Here is a 19,572-nt window from a genome sequence, read left to right on the forward strand (position 1 = left end):
TTATCACTACGAATCTTAACGCTATGAGCGATACCTCTCAAATGACAGATAAATCAGCATTAACTTATTTTATTGCTGATTTACATCTCGCGCAAAACAGGCCCGACATAACGGCCTGTTTTTTAGCTTTCTTGAAAGATGAAGCGCCCAAAGCACAAACATTGTATATTTTGGGCGATTTATTCGAGTACTGGATTGGCGACGACGACGATAGCCCTTTTATTTTAGAAATATCTCAGGCAATAAAAGCATTATCGTCGATAGGTTGTAAAATTTATTTTATACACGGTAACCGCGACTTTTTGCTGGGTAAACGTTTTGCTAAACAATCAGGCATGGAGCTCTTACCTGAAATCACCTTAATAGATTTATATGGCACACCCGTGGTCATTATGCATGGCGATACCCTTTGCACGCTAGATGTTGGCTACCAAGCTTTTCGTAAAAAATCACGCAGTTGGTGGTGGCAAGCCATCATAAAAAGCTTACCCTTGTTTATTAGACGAAAAATTGCCAATAATTACCGTGACCAAAGTGCCACAGCCACAGCCATGAAATCTCAAGAGATTATGGATGTTACGCCCATTGAGGTTGTTCGCTGTTTAGAACAATATCAAAGCCAGATATTGATCCACGGACACACTCACAGACCAGCGGTACATGACGTAAAAGCAAACAACCAACAAGCACAGCGAATCGTACTAGGTGATTGGTATGAACAAGGTGCATGGCTGAAAGTAACGCCTGAATCAATGGACTTAATGGATAGCCCATTTGAGTTAATAGAAAAGTAATTAAACCTGAGCATCGCCACTCTTTCACATCGACGTAAATGGATATACTAATGTCGTGGAGCCTTGGATGGCTATGAACGGCCATGTAATCGCGATATTGCCGACGTGAATGTCGGTATTTAGTTTTTTGTCTGGAACAAAAAAACTGACCGTTCATGCTGAGCATATAAGTGCCTGAACTCTCATTCAAACACTTATATTTTTAAAGCTAATAAACTAGATTTATTAACTACTTAGGCGTTTGACTACTTACCCAATCATTCACTCTTCGCTCTAATATTGCTAATGGCATAGCTCCACCACCCAGCACAGTATCGTGGAAACCGCGAATATCAAAACGATCTCCAAGTGCTTGTTTCGCATTTTCACGTAGGTCCAGAATTTTCAACATACCAATTTTGTATGCGGTTGCTTGGCCTGGTAATACTAGATAACGACGAACTTCTGAAACAATAGCTTCTTCTGCAATCGGGGTTTTTGCTTTAAAGTAAGCAATAGCTTGCTCTTCGGTCCAACCTTTTGTGTGTAAACCAGTATCAACCACCAAACGCACTGCACGCCACATTTCATTGACCAGTCGACCAAAATCAGAAAAGTCATCTTGATAAGCGCCCATCTCTTTTGCTAATAATTCAGCATATAAGCCCCAACCTTCGCTATAAGCGGTAAAACTTGCTTGCGTGCGAAATTGGGGGACTGATGTTAGCTCTTGAGCAATAGAAATTTGCATATGATGGCCAGGATTACCTTCATGGTAAGCAACGCCTTCCATTTCATTTTTAGGCATGGCAGACATGTCAGATAAATGTGCATAATAAACCCCTGAGCGACTTCCATCTGGCGTACCAGGATTATAATGTTGTGCGGCACCGTCTTGCTCTCTAAAGGCTTCTACACGTTTAACCGCTAAATCAGCCTTTGGCAAAATACTAAAGTATTGTGGTAGCTGCTTATTAATAAAGTCTAAATACGTTTCAGTGTCGGTAATATAACCTTGTCGACCTTCATCCGTATTAGGGTAAAAGAATTGTTCATCGGTTTTGATAAAATTAAAAAACGCGGGTAAATCGCCTTCAAAACCAACACGATTTTTAATCTCGATCATTTCATTGGTGATACGTGCAACTTCTTTAATACCAATAGCATGAATTTCGGCAGCGGTTAATTCGGTAGTTGTTGATACGCCTATCATGTAATTATAAAACGCTTGGCCATTGTTTTGTGTAGAAACACCTGTAGGGTTACTCTCGGTGTTGGCAATATCACTTTCAAACCAAGTAATAAGTGATTGATAACTTGGTAGAAAGGTTTCGAGCAGTTGTGTTTTAGCCGCTAATTTTAATGACAGCGCTTGGTCTGAAGTAATTTTATCCGCGTCAACTAGGCCATTTATCTTTCTATTAATGTCCATCCAAAGTGGCGAGTCGGTTGCGCCTTCTGCCTTTGAAAATGGTGTACCCGTAATCAAGTTACCCGATTGCTCGATAACACCTTCATAAGCAAATTTTGGTGGCCTAGTACCAGCAGCAGCATTTTCTTTTGCGCGAACCAATAATTGATCAATCGCGGTGCTAACACCGCCAATACGTTTGATATAGGCCTGCATGTCACTTAACTCATCAACCCGATGAAAGTTTATTAAAAACTGGGCAGCAAATGCTTGAATGCCATTAAATTGAGTGAAGATATAGCCATTTTTATTAAACTCTTGTCCAGCTTTTGCTTGTTCATATTGATAAAGCCAAATGTCGTATGAAATTTTAGCTTCGGCTGTTAATTGGTTGTAGTCAAAACTTGAGGTCAATTCAGCAACCGTTGCCGCTTGCCAAGCTAACTGCTTTTTCTCAAACGCTGCTGACATATCATTTATTTGATCGTATTTTTCTTTACGTCCTAAAAACGTAAGCATTATTGGATTGCTTTGTAACTGCTCTTCATACTTAGTGGCAAACCATTCGTTTAATCTTTTCGACTCACTAAGTTTATTTTGTCCTAAGCTTTTAGTTGCAGTAACTGCAGTTGGCTCTTGAGTAGGCTTTTGTGTTGAACTATTTGGTTGGCAGGCAGATAAACACACCACAGCTCCAACCAATGCAATGATAGTGCGCATCAATTATTTTCCTTATTATTGTATTAACAGCAAGCGCATTTAAAACGCCTACTTTATACTATCGAGTTCTGATGATAATTAAAATTATTATCCAGCCACATTCATAATTTGTTACGTATTAATTCTACATTTAACGTTACTTAGTCTTAGTTATGGCGCTAATAACTAATTTACTCTGCAGATAAGAATATTTTCGTTAACTATCAGATAAGTTTTACAATCAACATGATTTAAAAATTAAAGCGACGGAACACCACTATGAAATTTAAAATCACTGTCTGGGCTGGTAATTAATACCGTTTCCACTTCAGCAAAGTAGGCGATACGACTATCTACCTTATCGCAATGCTCTGGGCCCGCAATTTCTTTTGCGAGTGTGAGATAGTCTTGATAATGTCGGGCTTCTGAACGAAGTAGAGATATGTAAAAGTCGCCTAATCTTTTATCAACGTGAGGTGCTAACATCGCAAAGCGCTCGCATGATCTTGCTTCAATATAGGCACCAATAATTAATTTATCGATAAGGGCATCAGGTTCGAAGGTTTTAACATGCTTTAACATTCCCTTGGCATAACGACATGGCGTAATACTGCGATATTCGACACCGTACTCATCCATAATTTCTAATACTTGATAAAAATGATGGAGCTCTTCTTTTATCAATAACACCATCTTATCAATCAAACTTTGCCCATAAGGTGAGTCAGCTTTTGGGATAACTGATTTTGTCAGTTTGTTTTTAGCGGCTAATAAACGCCAATCGCCTTCACGTTTATATATTAGGGTTTCAAAGGGCTGCAGCCATGCTAATAGTGCGTCACTGCCCGCTTTATCAACCGCATATTTTCGGATCATAAACATCGCAGATTGTGCGGCTTTAAGCTCACAAATTAAATGATCAATAAGGAGTATGGGTAAGTTTTCCTCCGCTTTAGCCTGTGCAAGCCAAGATTGTGGTGTCGAGACTTTCAAGAAATTATTGATGGGTTCAAGCAGTTGGGAATAAGGCATAAACAAACGCTATTAATAAATTTTAGCTATATTAAAAGCCCGACGCTTGAGTTACTAGTAAAACTATTCATTTATCGCTGATAAATTAGCTAAATGAATATTACATTAACTGAAATTAGCGAAAGTAAGCAACCATAGGTATTTACTCTGACTTTTATCGCTAAAGACCATTAAAGTAAATGATTTTAATCTGGTGTTAAAAGTGTTAGATAATACTGAACAATGGTGACTAGCGTATTTATATTAACAGCTAAAAAAGCAACAAAATGAATGCTGGATTTAAAGGACTGCATTTAAATGAAAAAAGCTCTGCTATTTGTTATGATATTAATAAATGAGACCCATTGAATTAACTCAATAAAATTATTCTTAATAAAATATAGCGAAAATAATGATGAAAAAGACGGCTGCTAAATCACTAACAGATAAACACAAAGAACTTACCCATAGTGAACAACAAACCGTGCTTTCGCATGTACAGCGTGAAGTTGATGAATGGTACATAAATACCATTATGTTAAAGGGTATTGATGTTCCTTTTAAATATCGTAGAAAAAAACTTTATAAATCATTGCAAAATCAACAGGTCAATATTACCTATTATCCGACCAATGAATTGGTTGCCGGCTTTGAACTTGAAGTGATGAAAATTGTACGTATCAAAGTCTGTTAACACTTTTTAGCATAAAAACCTCGTATTCAGACTGATAGACGGCTAAAAAATAGCTTTTTTTCGACGAAAGATCAATCAACCCTTGACGAATCCCTCGCCATCTTACATAAATAGCATATCAACTATAATAAAAATAACGTTGATTTAACGGCAAGGCTGCAGAGTTTGACTTATATCTGCATTATTTTTGGGGACAGAGAGGTATATAACATGATCTTAAATCATATCTGGGGGCTTTATACTGCACCTAAAAAAGAATGGCAAACCATTGAGAAACGTCACGAGAGTCTAATGTATTCTATGGTGCATATTCTCACTATTGCGCTCATTCCAGCAATTTGTGGTTACTATGCTGCAGCGCATATAGGTTGGACAATAGGCGCAGGGGATCCCATTAAATTAACGGAATCAAACGCGTTGTTTATGTCAGTTGCCATGTATGCTGGTTTGATTATAGGTGTATTTGGCCTAGCTGTGTTGATCCAATGGATGGCAAAAACATTTGACTCAACACCAGATTTCACCCAATCATTAGAGTTAGCAGCATACGCATCAACACCTTTATTAATGGCTGGTTTAACCGCGCTGTTTCCAGTACTTTGGTTTGTGGTATTGGCTGGATTAGCTGCACTATGTTATTCGGTGTACCTGTTATATTCAGGTGTACCAATTATGATGAATATTCCTGAAGAAAAAGGCTTTATTTATTCGAGTTCAGTGGTAACTTGTGGCTTAGTACTTATTGTGGCACTTATGGCAGCTAGTGCGATCGTTTTTAACTCTGGTTTAGGTGTTGAATACATTAGTTAGTACAAGAAAAAATCTATAAAAAAACCGCTCGATAAGCGGTTTTTTTATAGTGAAAATTTAATAATTAATCGTCATATTAAATGGATTAATTATTCAGCGCCTTCGTTATACATATCAATAATTGAATCAGCATTTTTATCCGAAGTTTCTTTTGTTTCATTATTGCGCATAGCATCTAGTCTATCTAAATAACTTTGATCAATATCTTTTGTGACGTATTCACCGTTAAAGACTGATGTTTCAAACTCAGTAATATCTGGATTTGCCGTTGATACTGCTGCGACTAAATCTTCTAGGGTTTGAAAGATTAATTTGTCCGCACCAATAAGTTGACAAATATCTTCTAGTTCACGGCCATGTGCAATTAACTCATTGGCACTTGGCATATCAATACCATAAACGTTAGGGAAACGAATTTCTGGTGCAGCAGAGGCAAAATAAACTTTCTTAGCACCTGCAGCACGGGCCATTTCAATAATTTGACCTGAAGTTGTGCCGCGAACAATAGAGTCATCTACTAATAATACATTTTTACCAACAAACTCAGCACCAATAGCATTAAGTTTACGGCGTACTGACTTTTTACGCTGCTCTTGCCCTGGCATAATAAACGTTCGGCCAATATAGCGGTTTTTAACGAAGCCTTGGCGATATGGAATATTAAGATGACGAGCAATTTCTAATGCAGTATCACAAGATGTTTCTGGAATTGGAATAACCACATCAATATCTATGTCATCCCACTCTTTGGCAATTTTATCACCAAGCTTTTTACCCATATCAACGCGCGAGCCATAAACAGAAATCTTATCGATAGATGAATCTGGACGAGCAAAATAAACGTATTCAAAAATACACGGGTGAAATGATGGGTTCTCAGCACATTGTTGGCTATGAATTTGCCCTGACTCAGTAAAGAAAATAGCTTCACCTGGCGCAACATCACGAACAAAATCGAATTCGTTAGCATCAAGTGCTACCGATTCAGACGCCACCATATATTCAACACCTGATTCGGTTTCACGCTTACCAAATACCAGCGGACGAATACCATTAGGATCACGAAATGCCACCATACCGTAACCGATAATCAAGGCAACAGTCGCATAAGCGCCACGTACACGTTTATGAACATTACTTATTGCTTTGAAAATATCACTTGGATCTAAGGTATGTTGTTCTGCGTTTTGTAATTCATGGCCTAAAATATTTAATAATAATTCAGAGTCAGAAGTCGTATTAACATGACGACGTGCTTGAGTATTAAGCCATAACTTTAATTCTTCAGCGTTGGTTAAATTGCCATTATGCGCCAGCGATATTCCAAACGGTGAGTTTGCGTAGAATGGCTGCGCTTCTGAAGAACTTGATGTGCCTGCCGTCGGGTAACGAATATGGCCAATACCCATGTTCCCCTGTAAGCGCAACATATGGCGAGTATGAAAAACATCTTTTACTAAGCCGTTACCTTTACGCAATCTAAAGGTATTATTGTGAATAGTCACAATACCTGCGGCGTCTTGGCCACGATGTTGTAATACCGTTAAACCATCATATAAAGCTTGACCTACGGGTGTTTTACCAACAATACCAACAATACCACACATGAACTTATTCTCCGACGAACTAAGTTTAAATACTAAGCTAAAAAACTTGATGATTGTTTGAGATACTCAAAAAACCATTCAACTATTAATGTAAATTCTGGCACCAACTGAGAGTTCTGCCACCATATACTAGAGGACGCGGGGGTAAATGCATCCATAAAAAATAATACTGCGGCTATGATCAAAACACCTCTTAACGCACCAAATACGACACCTAGTACTCTGTCGGTACCAGACAAACCGGTTTTACTGACAAGTTGTCCAATGATGTAGTTAACGAGCGCACCTAAGATTAAGGTGGAAATAAATAAAATAGCAATTGAGGCGGCGTTACGCAGAAGTTGGTCGGAAATATTGGTAAGTAGAGTCGACAAGTTTAAATAGAAGCTGCTCGCGACAAAAAAGGCACTGATCCAAACTATTAAGGAAACGGCTTCTTTAACAAAGCCCCGCACTAAGCTAATTAAAGCTGAAATGCCAATGACAGCCAAAATGGCATAATCTATCCAAACCATAAATCGAATATTCTCATTGATTAGAGGCGCGCATTCTACCAGAAGGCGGCTAGGATTTGCTAATAATTTTATTATTTAGCTGGATAAAATCGGGCAACTTTCCCTTGAACATTGGTCAGCACTTTCAAAGCTGGTAGCTTTTCTTCCAACGATGCTTTTATTAATTCAGGTCCAATAAAAACCTTGGTCAACTTACCAGACTTGGTCTTAATTGGTTTAGTAAAGGCCGTATAGCCTTCTTTTTTTAATTTATTGACCAAATCATCAACATTATTTTGATGGCGAAAACTGCCTAATTGAATTACCCATGCCTGTTCAGGAATCGCTTTACTAGGCGCAGTTTTAACCGTTTTAGCAGTTGATTTATTTGTTGTTTTTGGTTCTGGCGGAGCGGTAAAAGACGACTCTTTTGATAAAGTGGTTACCGTAATACCTTTTTCCTTGAGCGCTTTGGCTGAATCTATAACACTATCATCGTCCAGCGCAATCGCCTCAGAAATATGCTCTACCGGCAAATTAGCCAGTTTGTCTTCGGGGAAATTTTTATTGGCTTGAGGAAAGTCTATCTGAGGTGTGACTGGGATCATCTCAAAGTTATCTTGGTAAGTTTTTTTATCGCCATCAAGTACATCAGGCAAAAATATAATAGCGACCGCGGCAACAATAATGGTACCAACTAAACGATTTTGAAATGGTGTAGACAAAGTAGACTCCAAGTATTGCTAAACTAATAAACGTCTTATTTCAGCAACGGTATAAAAAGATCCGAAAACCAAAATAAGATCAGTTGCTTTTGCATTCTGTTTTGCCATTTTAAATGCCTGAGAGACATTGTCAAAACAATTCACCTTAGCCGCGTCTATTTGTGTAGATTCTAGTATGTTTATTGCTTTGCAGCCTCTAGGAGCATTAAGCGTACCAATATACCAATGCTCAACTTCTGGCAACAGTGGCGCTATGGTATTGGTAGCATCTTTATCTGCGAGCATGCCAAGTACGGCATGCACCTTAGCATAATTTAACTTCTGTAATTGCGTTGCTAAATATCGCGCTGCTTGTGGGTTGTGCCCTACATCTAAAATAACATCACAATCGAGGGTGAACTTCTCCATTCTGCCTGCTACTTTTGTTTGGTCAATAATCTGATTGATAAATCTGCTATCTAACGAGAGTCTGAGTTTATCTGCTAAAAGATGCAGCACCATAATAGCCGAAGCGACGTTATCTTGTGGTATTTCACAGCAATTAAGTGCTAAAAATTCAGCTTCACTACCGCGCCAATGCCAAGTGTTATTATTGGCCTGTTCAACAGTAAAATTTTGCTCGCGAAAATAAGATTTAGCGCCAATATCGCCTGCGTGTGTAGCTAATGAGCTAGGTGGATTAGTATCGCCTATCACCACCACTTTATTGGCCCGCATTATACCGGCTTTTTCAAAACCAATGGCTTCTCGCGTGTTACCCAAGAATGCTTGATGATCAAGATCGATAGTGGTAATTACGGCAACATCAGTATCGATAATATTGGTGGCGTCTAAACGCCCGCCTAAACCAACTTCCAGTATAATAACATCAGGCTGTTCAGCCATTAATATAAGCAAGGCGGCTAAAGTGGTGTATTCATAGTACGTTAAGCTAATATCACCTCGCATGGTCTCTATGGTTTCAAACGCATTGACTAAGGCACTGTCAGCGACTTCACGCTTATTAAGGCGTAAACGTTCATTAAAACGCTCAATATGAGGTGAAGAGTAAACGGAGCAAGTTAAGTCTTGTGCTAAAAATGCATTTTCCAAAAAAGCACAGGTAGTGCCTTTGCCATTCGTGCCAGCAACCGTAATAACTGTTGAACTAGGAAAAGCAATCTTGAGTTTATTCGCAACAGCGGCAATGCGTGTTAAGCCAAGATCTATTTCGACAGCATGAATACTTTCTAAATAAGAAAGCCACTCAGTAAGATTGCTTCTTGCTGAATGGCCTTTAATCATTTTTGACATGAATTTTCCGTTATGCTGCGGGGCTATCTTGTCCCATAAACTTAGCAAGCATTCTTGCTAAAGTACTGCGCATTTCACGACGATCAACAATAATATCAATCGCACCTTTTTCTTTTAAGAATTCGCTGCGCTGAAAACCTTCAGGTAATTTTTCACGTACGGTTTGTTCGATAACGCGTGGACCAGCAAAACCAATTAAGGCTTTAGGCTCTGCAACATTAATATCGCCTAACATCGCTAAACTTGCAGAAACGCCACCCATCGTTGGATCAGTTAATACCGATACATAAGGTAGGCCTTTTTCACTCATTTTTGCTAAGGCTGCACTGGTTTTAGCCATTTGCATTAATGAAAATAATGCTTCTTGCATGCGCGCACCACCACTGGCAGAAAAACACACAAAAGGTACATTATGCTCTAAACAATATTCAACACCTTTAACAAAGCGCGCACCGACAACAGACGCCATTGAGCCACCTAAGAAGCCAAATTCAAATGCTGCAACAACGATAGGTTGTCCGCACAATTCACCTCTCATAACAACTAATGCATCTTTTTCACCCGTGCTTTTTTGCGCGGCTGAAATTCTATCTTTGTATCGTTTTGAGTCTTTAAACTTGAGAATGTCTTGAGCTTCAAATTCTTCACCTAGCTCTACTCGCTCGCCTTGGTCAAGAAATCCATCAATGCGTTTACGCGCAGAAATACGCATATGATGATCACACTTTGGGCAAACCGACATCTGTCGATCTAACTCAACTTTATATAGAACCGCGTTACAGCTAGTACACTTACTCCAGACACCTTCCGGAATATTTCTTTTTTGTGTTGACTTTGCTTTTGGGAGAATCTTTTCAATCCAGCTCATAATATATTTTTGCCTATGCACGAAAGATCTAATAATTGTTTAAAATACAACCACTAAATATAAAATTTTTGCTAATTGTTTGAATTAGACCATAGAACGCCTACATAATTATAGGAAAAACTGGTCTGTTTTCTTCTTATTGTTGATTATAGTAGAAACAATGGCCCTGGGCTACGCTTTGGAATACCAAACTCTTCAGGGTATTCAACATCAACAAAGTATAGCCCCGCAGATGGTGCTGTAATACCAGCAACACAACGATTTTTTGCCTCTAATACTTCTTTGAGCCAGCTAACAGGTTTTAGTTCCTGGCCCACTTTCATCAAACTACCCGCAATATTTCTCACCATATGGTGTAAAAATGCATTACCTTTAACATCAATAATAACAAACTCACCTTGGCGAGAAACATTACAATAATGCAAGGTACGTGTCGGAGAGTTTGATTGACAATGTACAGTTCTAAACGACGTAAAATCGTGTCGTCCTACCAAGTATTGTGCCGCTTGGTGCATTAAATTTTCATTAAGTGGATAATGGCAAAAACTAATGCCTGAGCTTAAAATTGCCGACCGCAAACGATTATTATTAATAATATAACGATACCGCCTCGCCGTTGCACTAAAGCGCGCATGAAAATCGTCATTAACTTCTTTCACCCAAGATACCGCGATGTCTTTAGGCAAGTTAGTATTAACACCTAATGTCCAAGCGACATCTTTACGAATTTTGTCGGTCTCAAAATGAATGACCTGATTGGTCGCACTAACCCCTGTATCGGTTCTGCCTGCGCAGACGACTTGAATGGGTTCGTTGGCGATTTTAGATAGCGCCTTTTCTACCGTCTCTTGAACGCTAATAACGTTTTTTTGTCTTTGCCAACCGTAGTAGTTACTACCATCGTATTCTATACCTAAAGCGTAACGCATTTTATCCTCCACTGCTAAGGTGGGGGACATTATCCATTATTTTACGCATTTTTGCCAAGTGACTATTCAGTAATACCAATTAAAATAATGAATTAACCAACTAAACGCTGTATTGGCTTCTTTATAATAAGTGAAATAATTCAAGCATAGTGGTTATCTACATTATCCCCTGAGACGCATTAACACTTATATTTATGTGGACGTATGGCTTATTTATCTGGCTAAGGTATATCAGAAGAGTAAAGCACTTCGAAGGGGCGATTTAAATACTTATAATCAGCAAGATTGTTTCAAATAAGGTTTATTGATAAGTGTAAATACTTAAGCTCAATCTGGAGTGATGCTCTTTTGTCTTTTAACGTTTACATTATTCTACGTAGTTAAGTAAAGTGCGCTGTAGATAAAAGTATTAAAAAAGACTGCAAATTGCAGCCTTTAAATCCTGAAATTAAAATAATAAAGCTGAGTTAGTCTTTCAGGTTATCTAATAATTGTTGGGAATCAAATTGTTGTTGTGCATCACCCTGTTTAATAACATCGAGTAAAATCACTTCAGCGTTGTCATGATCACCAATCTCAATATACACTTTAGCCAAATCTAATTTTGCTGCAATACCATTGTCGTCGTCATCAACATCTTCTTCGGTGATATTACCTGAGAATTCAGGGAATTCACTCAGTCCAACATCAATGTTCATTTTTTCATAAGGTTCAGTTGGCTTGCCGTCTAGTAGACTGTCTGATAATAATGAATCTACCGAAATAAAGTCTTTTTCTGCATTTTTATTATCTTCTGACCCAGTCTCTTCTTCTATATCGATACCTTCTTCAACTGTCTCCAGTTCGAAGTCATCACCAATTTCAAAGTTTTCGTCGAATTCAAAATCATCACTAGCAGATTGGCTACTCTCTTCTTCAATGTTCGCTAAAAGGTCATCAAAATCTAAATTATCAAGCTCTTTAATACCATCAACTTCTTCAGCATTACTTGCGTTACGGTTTTCGACATCATTTTGTTCATGGTTGTCGTTATCAGAAAGTAAATCAGCTAAGACATTGCTATCAGTAAAGTCTGGTGATAATTCAACTATATCATCAGACTCTTTTTCATCGTTCAACAACTTTGCCAATGTTGATTCGTCAAAATCACTCGACAATGCTGCTAAAGTTTCTTCATCAATTTCTTCAGACGTTTGCTCTGTCGATTCGTTGTCAGTTTCTTCACTCAGTAAGTCACTATCAAGTAATTCAGTATCTAGCACATCATCACCAATATCTAATGGTGAATCATCTTTGGTTTCTGGAGTGTGGTTTACTTCGTCAATTAATGCATCGATATCAAAATCATCTGAAATTTCTTCGCTAGTGTCGCTTGGAATTTCAGCCTGTTCATCTGTGGTAGCATTTTTTTCTGGCTCACTAACCGCTATTTCATCTAAGTTATCATCCGCACTTTCATTCGACAACTTACTAAAATCTGTATCGATAAATGATTGTACGTATTCATCAGTAAAATTATTAATGAGTTCTGTATTTTCATTTTCTGAGTTTTCTGAAGTGTCGATTTCGTCATCGCTGATATCTTCACTAATGGGCGCGCCTATATCGTCTGGCTCTGAGACTTCATTGCTTTGCTCAGCGCTAGTTTCTTCAGCAGTATCAATTGCAGCTGATGTATCACTTGTGTCATTTATAGAATCTAACAGTGCATCTATATCATCTGGGTCTGAGACTTCACTGTTTTGCTCAGCGCTAGTTTCTTCAGCAGTATCAATTACAGCTGGTGTATCACTTGTGTCATTTATAGAATCTAACAATGCATCGATATCATCTGGGTCTGAAACTTCACTGTTTTGCTCAGCGCTAGTTTCTTCAGCAGTATCAATTGCAGCTGGTGTATCACTTGTGTCATTTACAGAATCTAACAGTGCATCGATATCATTTGGGTCTGAGACTTCACTAGCTTCTTCAGCAGTATCAATTGCAGCTGATGTATCACTTGTTTCATTTATAGAATCTAACAGCGCATCGATATCATCTGGGTCTGATACTTCACTGGCTTCTTCAGCAGTATCAATTGCAGCTGGTGTATCACTTGTGTCATTTATAGAATCTAACAGTGCATCGATATCATTTGGGTCTGAGACTTCACTGGATTCTTCAGCAGTATCAATTGCAGCTGGTGTATCGCTTGTGTCATTTATAGAATCTAATAGCGCATCGATATCATCTGGGTCTGAGACTTCACTGGCTTCTTCAGCAGTCTCAATTGCAGCTGGTGTATCACTTGCTTCATTTATAGAATCTAACAGCGCATCGATATCGTCTGGGTCTGAGACTTCACTGGCTTCTTCAGCAGTATCAATTACAGCTGGTGTATCACTTGTGTCATTTATAGAATCTAACAGTGCATCGATATCATCTGGATCTGATACACTTTCTGCAGTTGAGGCATCTTTAATTTCACTGACTTCATCCAACAAGGCATCAATATCGTAAGGTTCTTCCACTTCATTAATGTTAGCTGTAGCCGTGTTGTTATCGGTTAGCTCATCTGATTCTTCAGCCGCATCAAGTAAAGCGTCAATATCTTCTGGTTCGCTCAGCACTTCAGTGTCATCAGTTGCTATCGGTTCAATTTCAGAACTCTCAGCCAGTAGGTTATCTAACTCGCTTGAATCAACGTCATCTAATTCAGGCGCTGTGTCATCGTCCGAGTCTAATTCGTCTTCTAAACCGGCAAATAACGAATCTAAGTCGCCTTGATCTAATTGACCACCTTCTAAGGCTTCGCCTTCAATAAGATCATCATCTAAAGAAATTGTTTCTGAATCATTATCTAAAGAAATATCTTCAAGTTCATCTAAATCATCTAAATCATCGTCCAGTTGAATTACTTCATCATCAAGTGAATCTAAGTCATCGGTAAACAAATCGTCATGATCTTCATCAGTCTCTGATAAATCTATAGACAATTCATCATCGAGTGAAAGTTCATCAAGCGCTAACTCATCGTCTAAGGTTAATTCACTGTCTAAACTGTCAGAGCCTTGCTCATTCTTCGCTTTAGCTTCGGGTTCAACTATTTGGTCTGTTTTCGCAGGTATAATATTTTCATCATCTTCTTTGTTGGCTCTGCGTCGAAATAAAATTGCTAATAATGACAGCACTAATATCGCGGGTAACGTTGCCATTAACGCAACAAACCATGAGCTCGACATAAAGCTACCATCTTCGAGTTCGGCTTTTTGTTTTTCTAGTAATAATGCTTGTTCTCTAGCTTCTGCTTTTGACAATAAGGCTTGTTGCAGCGAGATCATATCATCCATCTGCACTTTAATTTCTTTACTTTTGGCTACTTCACTTTGCATGACACCAAGTTGGTCGTTGAAGCTGGTAAGGCGTTCACGTAACGCTTCATTTTCTTTTAATAGACTTTGTAGTCCATCGATAGAATCTAAAACATCGTTTTGAATGTTAGCAAATCTTTGTTGCTGACTGCTGTCTATGGCTTGTAACTGAACATTAATTTCTGATTTAGCGGCATCTAAATCTTTTTTATTTACTGAGGCTTCTTCAGGTAAGAGTACTTTTTTAGGCGCCACTTTAACGACTTTGACAATTTTCTTTTGCCAAGCTTTGTCATCACTGCGTGATTTTTGTTGCGCGTTGTCAGGATTAATAGCCCGCATTATGTCGATAGATGGGAGTTTTAAATACTGACCACTGATCATGTGATTTAAGTTTTGATCTTTAAAAGAATCTGGATTGTTTTCATATAGCGCTTGCATGACTTGGTAAACAGACAAACGAGGATCTGGGCGCACTTTTAGTGCGATATTCCATAATGTATCTTTGCTGGTAATAGGGCCATAACGGTCATAAGGAAAAGCATCTGTCGATTTCGGGCCACGAATACGTATACCGCCGTCTTCAGCAGAAATAGGTAGACTAAAACAGCTAATGCTAATAATAAGTACCTGCCATAGGCACAGGCGTAACAATTTTTGCATTAAAATTTCCTATTTATAATAATTATTCGCCAATACAATGACGCGCCGAGTCAGGAGAATGTAAAGCAAAGATTATTCCAGTTATGAATAATTGCTTCTACCTATATGTATAAATGCTTTCTAACTTTCACTATGTTATCAAATTAACGCTGTAATACTTATCTTATCGTTAATTTAATAAAAGTTAAATTAATTGCTATAAAAACAAAAAACCCGTCGCTTATTATAACGACGGGTTTTCATTTTTCTTTAATAAATCTATAACTTAGATTCATTTATTTGTATTTAATACTCGCTAAGGTGCTCTTTAATTAATAACTCAGCAATTTGAACGCTGTTTGTTGCTGCACCTTTACGTACGTTATCGGCAACTATCCACATATTAATACCACTATTGTGGCTAATGTCTTCACGAATACGACCAACAAAAGTTTCATCTTTACCGCTAGCATCAGTAATTTGCGTTGGAAAATCTTCATCTTTGTGACAAACCACTATACCTGGCGCTTTGCTCAGTAACTCTTTGACTTCTTCAGCTGAAATGGGTGAGTTGGTTTCAATATGCAGTGATTCACCATGACCAAAAAATACCGGTACACGCACAGCTGTTGGGTTAACCATTACACTATCGTCGCCCAATATCTTCTGTGTTTCCCAAACCATTTTCATTTCTTCTTTGGTATAACCATTTTCAAGAAATACATCAATTTGTGGAATAACATTAAAAGCAATTTGGCGAGAAAAGTTTTTCGGCTCGACCGGTTTGCCACACAGTAAGTCCGCAGTTTGCTTTGCTAACTCGTCCATAGCGGCTTTACCACCACCTGAAACTGACTGATAAGTACAAACATTTACGCGAGAAATACCTACGGCATCATAGATAGGTTTTAATGCCACCATCATTTGAATGGTTGAACAATTCGGATTTGCGATAATATTACGATTACGATATTCAGCTAACGCTTGCGGGTTTACTTCTGGTACAACTAATGGAATATCAGCGTCATAGCGAAACTCAGAGGTATTATCGATAACAATACAACCATCGTCAGCAGCAATTGGCGCATACTTTGCCGATATTTCGCCACCTGCCGAAAAGAAACCGATTTGTGCTTGGCTCCAATCAAAATTGTCAGCATCTAAAACTTCAATACTTTCACCCTTAAAATCAATAAATTCACCCGCCGAACGAGCGCTTGCCAGTGGGTATAATTTATTAATTGGAAAATCACGCTGTTCTAGTATTTCAATAATGGTTTTACCGACTAAACCTGTTGCACCTAGTACGCAAACATCAAATTTCTGTGCCATGATCCTCTCTCTTTTTATCCAGTTTTTTATTAAAGCCAAGCTGATGTGGAACATCTAGGCTCAACGCGTTATTCAAGTTGACAGTTATAGACGAAAATTCCCGGCGAGTCGGGTACGTTTTACGAATATGGTCAAATCCTTGAATATTGATTTGTTGACGAAAAATTGCATCGTCACGTCTAACATCGTATACCATTTTTACTAGCTGGTTTAGCAGTATTTCATCAAACTTTTGCTTAATTTCAACCGCACTAATTGCCGGTGTCGGTAAAAAGTCAGCAAGCTGCTTATTTGGCAAAACACCTAGCTGTTGGCATAATGCCCGATACAGAATTTCTGTGCCACGAGCTTTTCCTTCTAAGCTATAACCGGCGATGTGCGCTGTGGTAATTTCACAATGCGCGATCAACGCAGTTAAGATATTGGGTTCGTTTTCCCAAACATCTAAAACCAACTTTACTGCATGTCCTTGCTGCTTCATTTTCAATAAAGCGCTATTGTCGATTACTTCACCGCGACAAGCATTGATCAGAATTTGATTGTCTTTAAATCGAGCTAGTCGTTCACCGTTCAATAAATGATACGTTGCATGTTTGCCAGTACGCGTTAATGGTACGTGCAGCGAAACTACGTTGCAACTTAACGCTTGCTCAAGCGAAACGAATTCACGTTTATCCGCTGGGTCTTCAGCCTGTATGGGATCACATAAAACATGCTTAATATTTAAAGCGGTTAATTTTTCACTTAACCTTGAACCCGTGTTACCCGCACCCACTATGCCTACAGTTAATGCTGATAATGTTAATAAATAACGCTCTGCTAACACGACTAAAGCACTCAGTACGTATTCGGCGACAGAAACGGCATTACAACCTGGGGCAGAATGAAAGCTCACTTCTCGATTAGCTAAATAGTGTTGATCAATGTGATCAACACCAATCGTTGCGGTACCGACAAAACGTAAGGTTTTATTTTGCTTTAACAGCGCTTCATTCACTTTAGTGATCGAGCGCACCAATAAAACGTCAGCATCACGAATATCAGTTGACGATAAAGAGCGGCCAGAAAACGCCGTTAACATGCCTAAATCAGCAAAAAATTCCGCTGCAAACGGCATATTTTCGTCATAAAAAATATTCATTTAAAGTTTCCAAACCACAAACAAGTAAATAAAAAGTCGATATTACATTATGTCGTTAAGGTTATTTTCTTAACATAGCTTTCTTTTTCTATTTTTGTTACTTCAACCGTAATTACCGAGCCTTCAATACCCAAGCGTTCGAGTTGATTACTGACACCCTCAGTAAGGTTTTTACGTTGAGATAAATCACGCCCAGATAATATTTTTAAATTTACGTGCACAAACACCTGCTCAGCGCCGGGTAAATAAAAATCATCGTAAGCGCATGCGCGCACTTTAATATCTGCGGCAGTAAAAAGTTCGCTTTGGTTTACACCTTTATAAACAGCATGCATTAGCTGTTCTACCGGTAAATTTTCGGTAATTTTTGTAGAATACTCAACAATACAATGAGGCATGATTAGGCAGTCATAATTAATAACAAATAAGGTGCTCATTGTAGCTAAATTTATAAGGGAAAAGACACAAAAAAACCGTTAAATTTTTAACGGTTTTTAATTTAGTCCAAATTAATGACGATTAAAGCCATTAATAACACTATATCAAGACATTATTTGTACTTTTGCATCACAAGTGTTGCGTTAGTACCACCAAAACCAAAGCTGTTAGACATGACTAAGTTAAGCTCCATATCACGTTTTTCGGTAACTATGTCTAAGCCTTCTGCTTTTTCATCTAAGGTATTAATATTAATAGACGGTGCAACAAAACTATGTTCCATCATCAATAATGAGAAAATAGCTTCATGAACACCAGCGGCACCCAATGCATGGCCGGTCATTGCTTTTGTCGCACTAATTGCTGGAGAGTTATCACCAAATACCGCTTGAATAGCACCAAGCTCTTTAACATCGCCAACTGGCGTAGAGGTACCGTGAGTATTTAGGTAATCGACTTTCGCGTCAACCCCCTCCATGGCTTGTTGCATACAACGTATAGCGCCTTCACCACTCGGAGCCACCATATCGTAACCGTCTGACGTTGCGCCGTAGCCAACAATCTCAGCGTAAATATGTGCACCACGCGCTAAAGCGTGTTCAAGTTCTTCCACAACAACCATACCGCCACCGCCTGAAATAACGAAACCGTCACGGTCTGCATCATAAGTGCGAGAAGCCTGTTCAGGGGTGTCATTATATTTAGAAGATAATGCACCCATGCCGTCAAACATCATGGCTAACGACCAATGAACTTCTTCACCGCCACCCGCAAATACTACGTCTTGCTTACCTAGTTGAATAAGTTCAGCTGCGTGGCCAATGCAATGTGCACTAGTGGCACAGGCAGAACTAATTGAATAGTTAACACCCAAAATTTTAAATGGTGTGGCTAAACATGCTGAGATAGTGCTCGACATTGTTTTTGGTACTGCGTAAGGACCAACACGTTTAACGCCTTTTTCGCGCAGAATATCTGCTGAATTAACCACGTTTTCTGAAGAAGCACCACCAGAGCCGGCAACAATACCGGTACGGAAATTTGAAACTTGCTCAGGGGTTAATTTTGAATCTTTAATTGCTTGATCCATGGCTATATAAGCAAAAGCTGAAGCTTCGCCCATAAAACGTAAGGCTTTACGGTCAATATGGTCTTTTACTTCAATTTCAGGTTTACCCCAAACTTGACTGCGTAAACCCATTTCAGCAAAACTTTCAGCACGGGTAATACCTGAACGTCCTTCTTTTAATGACGCTAATACTTCTTCTGCATCATTACCAATACTTGATACAATACCTAATCCGGTGATAACTACACGTTTCATATAAATAACCATATTCAATTAAAAAATCTGG

At 38.6% G+C, this 19,572-nt stretch carries 16 protein-coding genes; 3 read left to right on the forward strand and 13 right to left on the reverse strand.

The annotated features are described in order from the left end of the window. Nucleotides 1–23: 23 nt before the first annotated feature. Entirely contained in the window at nt 24–794 is a 771-nt protein-coding gene (locus H4J38_RS00505; protein ID WP_259365353.1) for a UDP-2,3-diacylglucosamine diphosphatase, read from the forward strand. A 229-nt stretch (nt 795–1,023) separates the two neighbouring features. Here the strand turns inward: H4J38_RS00505 and H4J38_RS00510 are convergent, their stop codons facing one another. Together H4J38_RS00510 and H4J38_RS00515 are read right to left on the reverse strand one after the other, a co-directional pair. Beyond that, the gene (locus H4J38_RS00510) at nt 1,024–2,904 is read right to left on the reverse strand and encodes a DUF885 family protein (RefSeq protein ID WP_182128444.1); all 1,881 of its coding nucleotides are present in this window, start codon (nt 2,902–2,904) and stop codon (nt 1,024–1,026) included. Nucleotides 2,905–3,141: 237 nt separating this feature from the next. Next, nucleotides 3,142–3,915 (reverse strand): tRNA isopentenyl-2-thiomethyl-A-37 hydroxylase MiaE, encoded by a 774-nt coding sequence (locus tag H4J38_RS00515; protein WP_182128446.1) that lies wholly within the window; start codon nt 3,913–3,915, stop codon nt 3,142–3,144. Nucleotides 3,916–4,306: 391 nt separating this feature from the next. Here H4J38_RS00515 and H4J38_RS00520 point away from each other — a divergent pair, with 391 nt between their 5' ends. Together H4J38_RS00520 and H4J38_RS00525 are read left to right on the forward strand one after the other, a co-directional pair. Continuing rightward, nucleotides 4,307–4,588, forward strand: a complete 282-nt coding sequence (locus H4J38_RS00520) for a hypothetical protein (RefSeq protein WP_182128447.1) — start codon at nt 4,307–4,309, stop codon at nt 4,586–4,588. A 210-nt stretch (nt 4,589–4,798) separates the two neighbouring features. Further along, entirely contained in the window at nt 4,799–5,398 is a 600-nt protein-coding gene (locus tag H4J38_RS00525; RefSeq protein WP_182128449.1) for a Yip1 family protein, read from the forward strand. An 89-nt stretch (nt 5,399–5,487) separates the two neighbouring features. On the opposite strand, the gene purF is transcribed toward H4J38_RS00525, so the two are convergent. The 11 genes from purF to fabB all read right to left on the reverse strand — a co-directional run bounded on the left by purF (nt 5,488) and on the right by fabB (nt 19,541). Then, nucleotides 5,488–7,005 (reverse strand): amidophosphoribosyltransferase, encoded by a 1,518-nt coding sequence (purF, locus tag H4J38_RS00530; RefSeq protein ID WP_182128450.1) that lies wholly within the window; start codon nt 7,003–7,005, stop codon nt 5,488–5,490. Between the two features lie 32 nt (nt 7,006–7,037). Further along, nucleotides 7,038–7,520 (reverse strand): CvpA family protein, encoded by a 483-nt coding sequence (locus H4J38_RS00535; protein ID WP_182128452.1) that lies wholly within the window; start codon nt 7,518–7,520, stop codon nt 7,038–7,040. A 71-nt stretch (nt 7,521–7,591) separates the two neighbouring features. Beyond that, the gene (locus tag H4J38_RS00540; protein ID WP_182128454.1) at nt 7,592–8,224 is read right to left on the reverse strand and encodes an SPOR domain-containing protein; all 633 of its coding nucleotides are present in this window, start codon (nt 8,222–8,224) and stop codon (nt 7,592–7,594) included. A gap of 18 nt (nt 8,225–8,242) precedes the next feature. After that, nucleotides 8,243–9,517, reverse strand: coding sequence for a bifunctional tetrahydrofolate synthase/dihydrofolate synthase (gene folC / locus H4J38_RS00545; protein WP_182128456.1), 1,275 nt, complete (start codon nt 9,515–9,517; stop codon nt 8,243–8,245). Nucleotides 9,518–9,527: 10 nt separating this feature from the next. Beyond that, nucleotides 9,528–10,385 carry an acetyl-CoA carboxylase, carboxyltransferase subunit beta gene (gene accD / locus H4J38_RS00550; protein WP_182128458.1) on the reverse strand — a complete coding sequence of 286 codons (858 nt, stop codon included), beginning with the start codon at nt 10,383–10,385 and terminating at the stop codon, nt 9,528–9,530. Nucleotides 10,386–10,531: 146 nt separating this feature from the next. Further along, on the reverse strand, nt 10,532–11,314 hold the full coding sequence (truA, locus tag H4J38_RS00555) for a tRNA pseudouridine(38-40) synthase TruA (RefSeq protein WP_182128460.1): 783 nt from the start codon (nt 11,312–11,314) through the stop codon (nt 10,532–10,534). Nucleotides 11,315–11,781: 467 nt separating this feature from the next. Next, nucleotides 11,782–15,327 (reverse strand): FimV/HubP family polar landmark protein, encoded by a 3,546-nt coding sequence (locus H4J38_RS00560; protein WP_182128462.1) that lies wholly within the window; start codon nt 15,325–15,327, stop codon nt 11,782–11,784. Nucleotides 15,328–15,612: 285 nt separating this feature from the next. Then, nucleotides 15,613–16,638, reverse strand: coding sequence for an aspartate-semialdehyde dehydrogenase (locus tag H4J38_RS00565; protein WP_182128464.1), 1,026 nt, complete (start codon nt 16,636–16,638; stop codon nt 15,613–15,615). After that, entirely contained in the window at nt 16,622–17,779 is a 1,158-nt protein-coding gene (locus H4J38_RS00570) for a 4-phosphoerythronate dehydrogenase (protein ID WP_182128466.1), read from the reverse strand. Before H4J38_RS00570 ends, H4J38_RS00565 begins: the two co-directional genes overlap by 17 nt. A gap of 47 nt (nt 17,780–17,826) precedes the next feature. After that, a complete protein-coding gene (locus H4J38_RS00575; RefSeq protein WP_182128468.1) occupies nt 17,827–18,177 on the reverse strand; it encodes a 5-carboxymethyl-2-hydroxymuconate Delta-isomerase in 351 nt (116 codons plus the stop codon). Between the two features lie 152 nt (nt 18,178–18,329). After that, nucleotides 18,330–19,541, reverse strand: a complete 1,212-nt coding sequence (gene fabB / locus H4J38_RS00580; protein WP_182128470.1) for a beta-ketoacyl-ACP synthase I — start codon at nt 19,539–19,541, stop codon at nt 18,330–18,332. Nucleotides 19,542–19,572 lie beyond the last annotated feature (31 nt).

Origin of the sequence: Colwellia sp. BRX10-3 (genome assembly GCF_014077505.1) — a bacterium.
In the GTDB taxonomy this organism is placed as follows: Bacteria; Pseudomonadota; Gammaproteobacteria; order Enterobacterales; family Alteromonadaceae; genus Cognaticolwellia.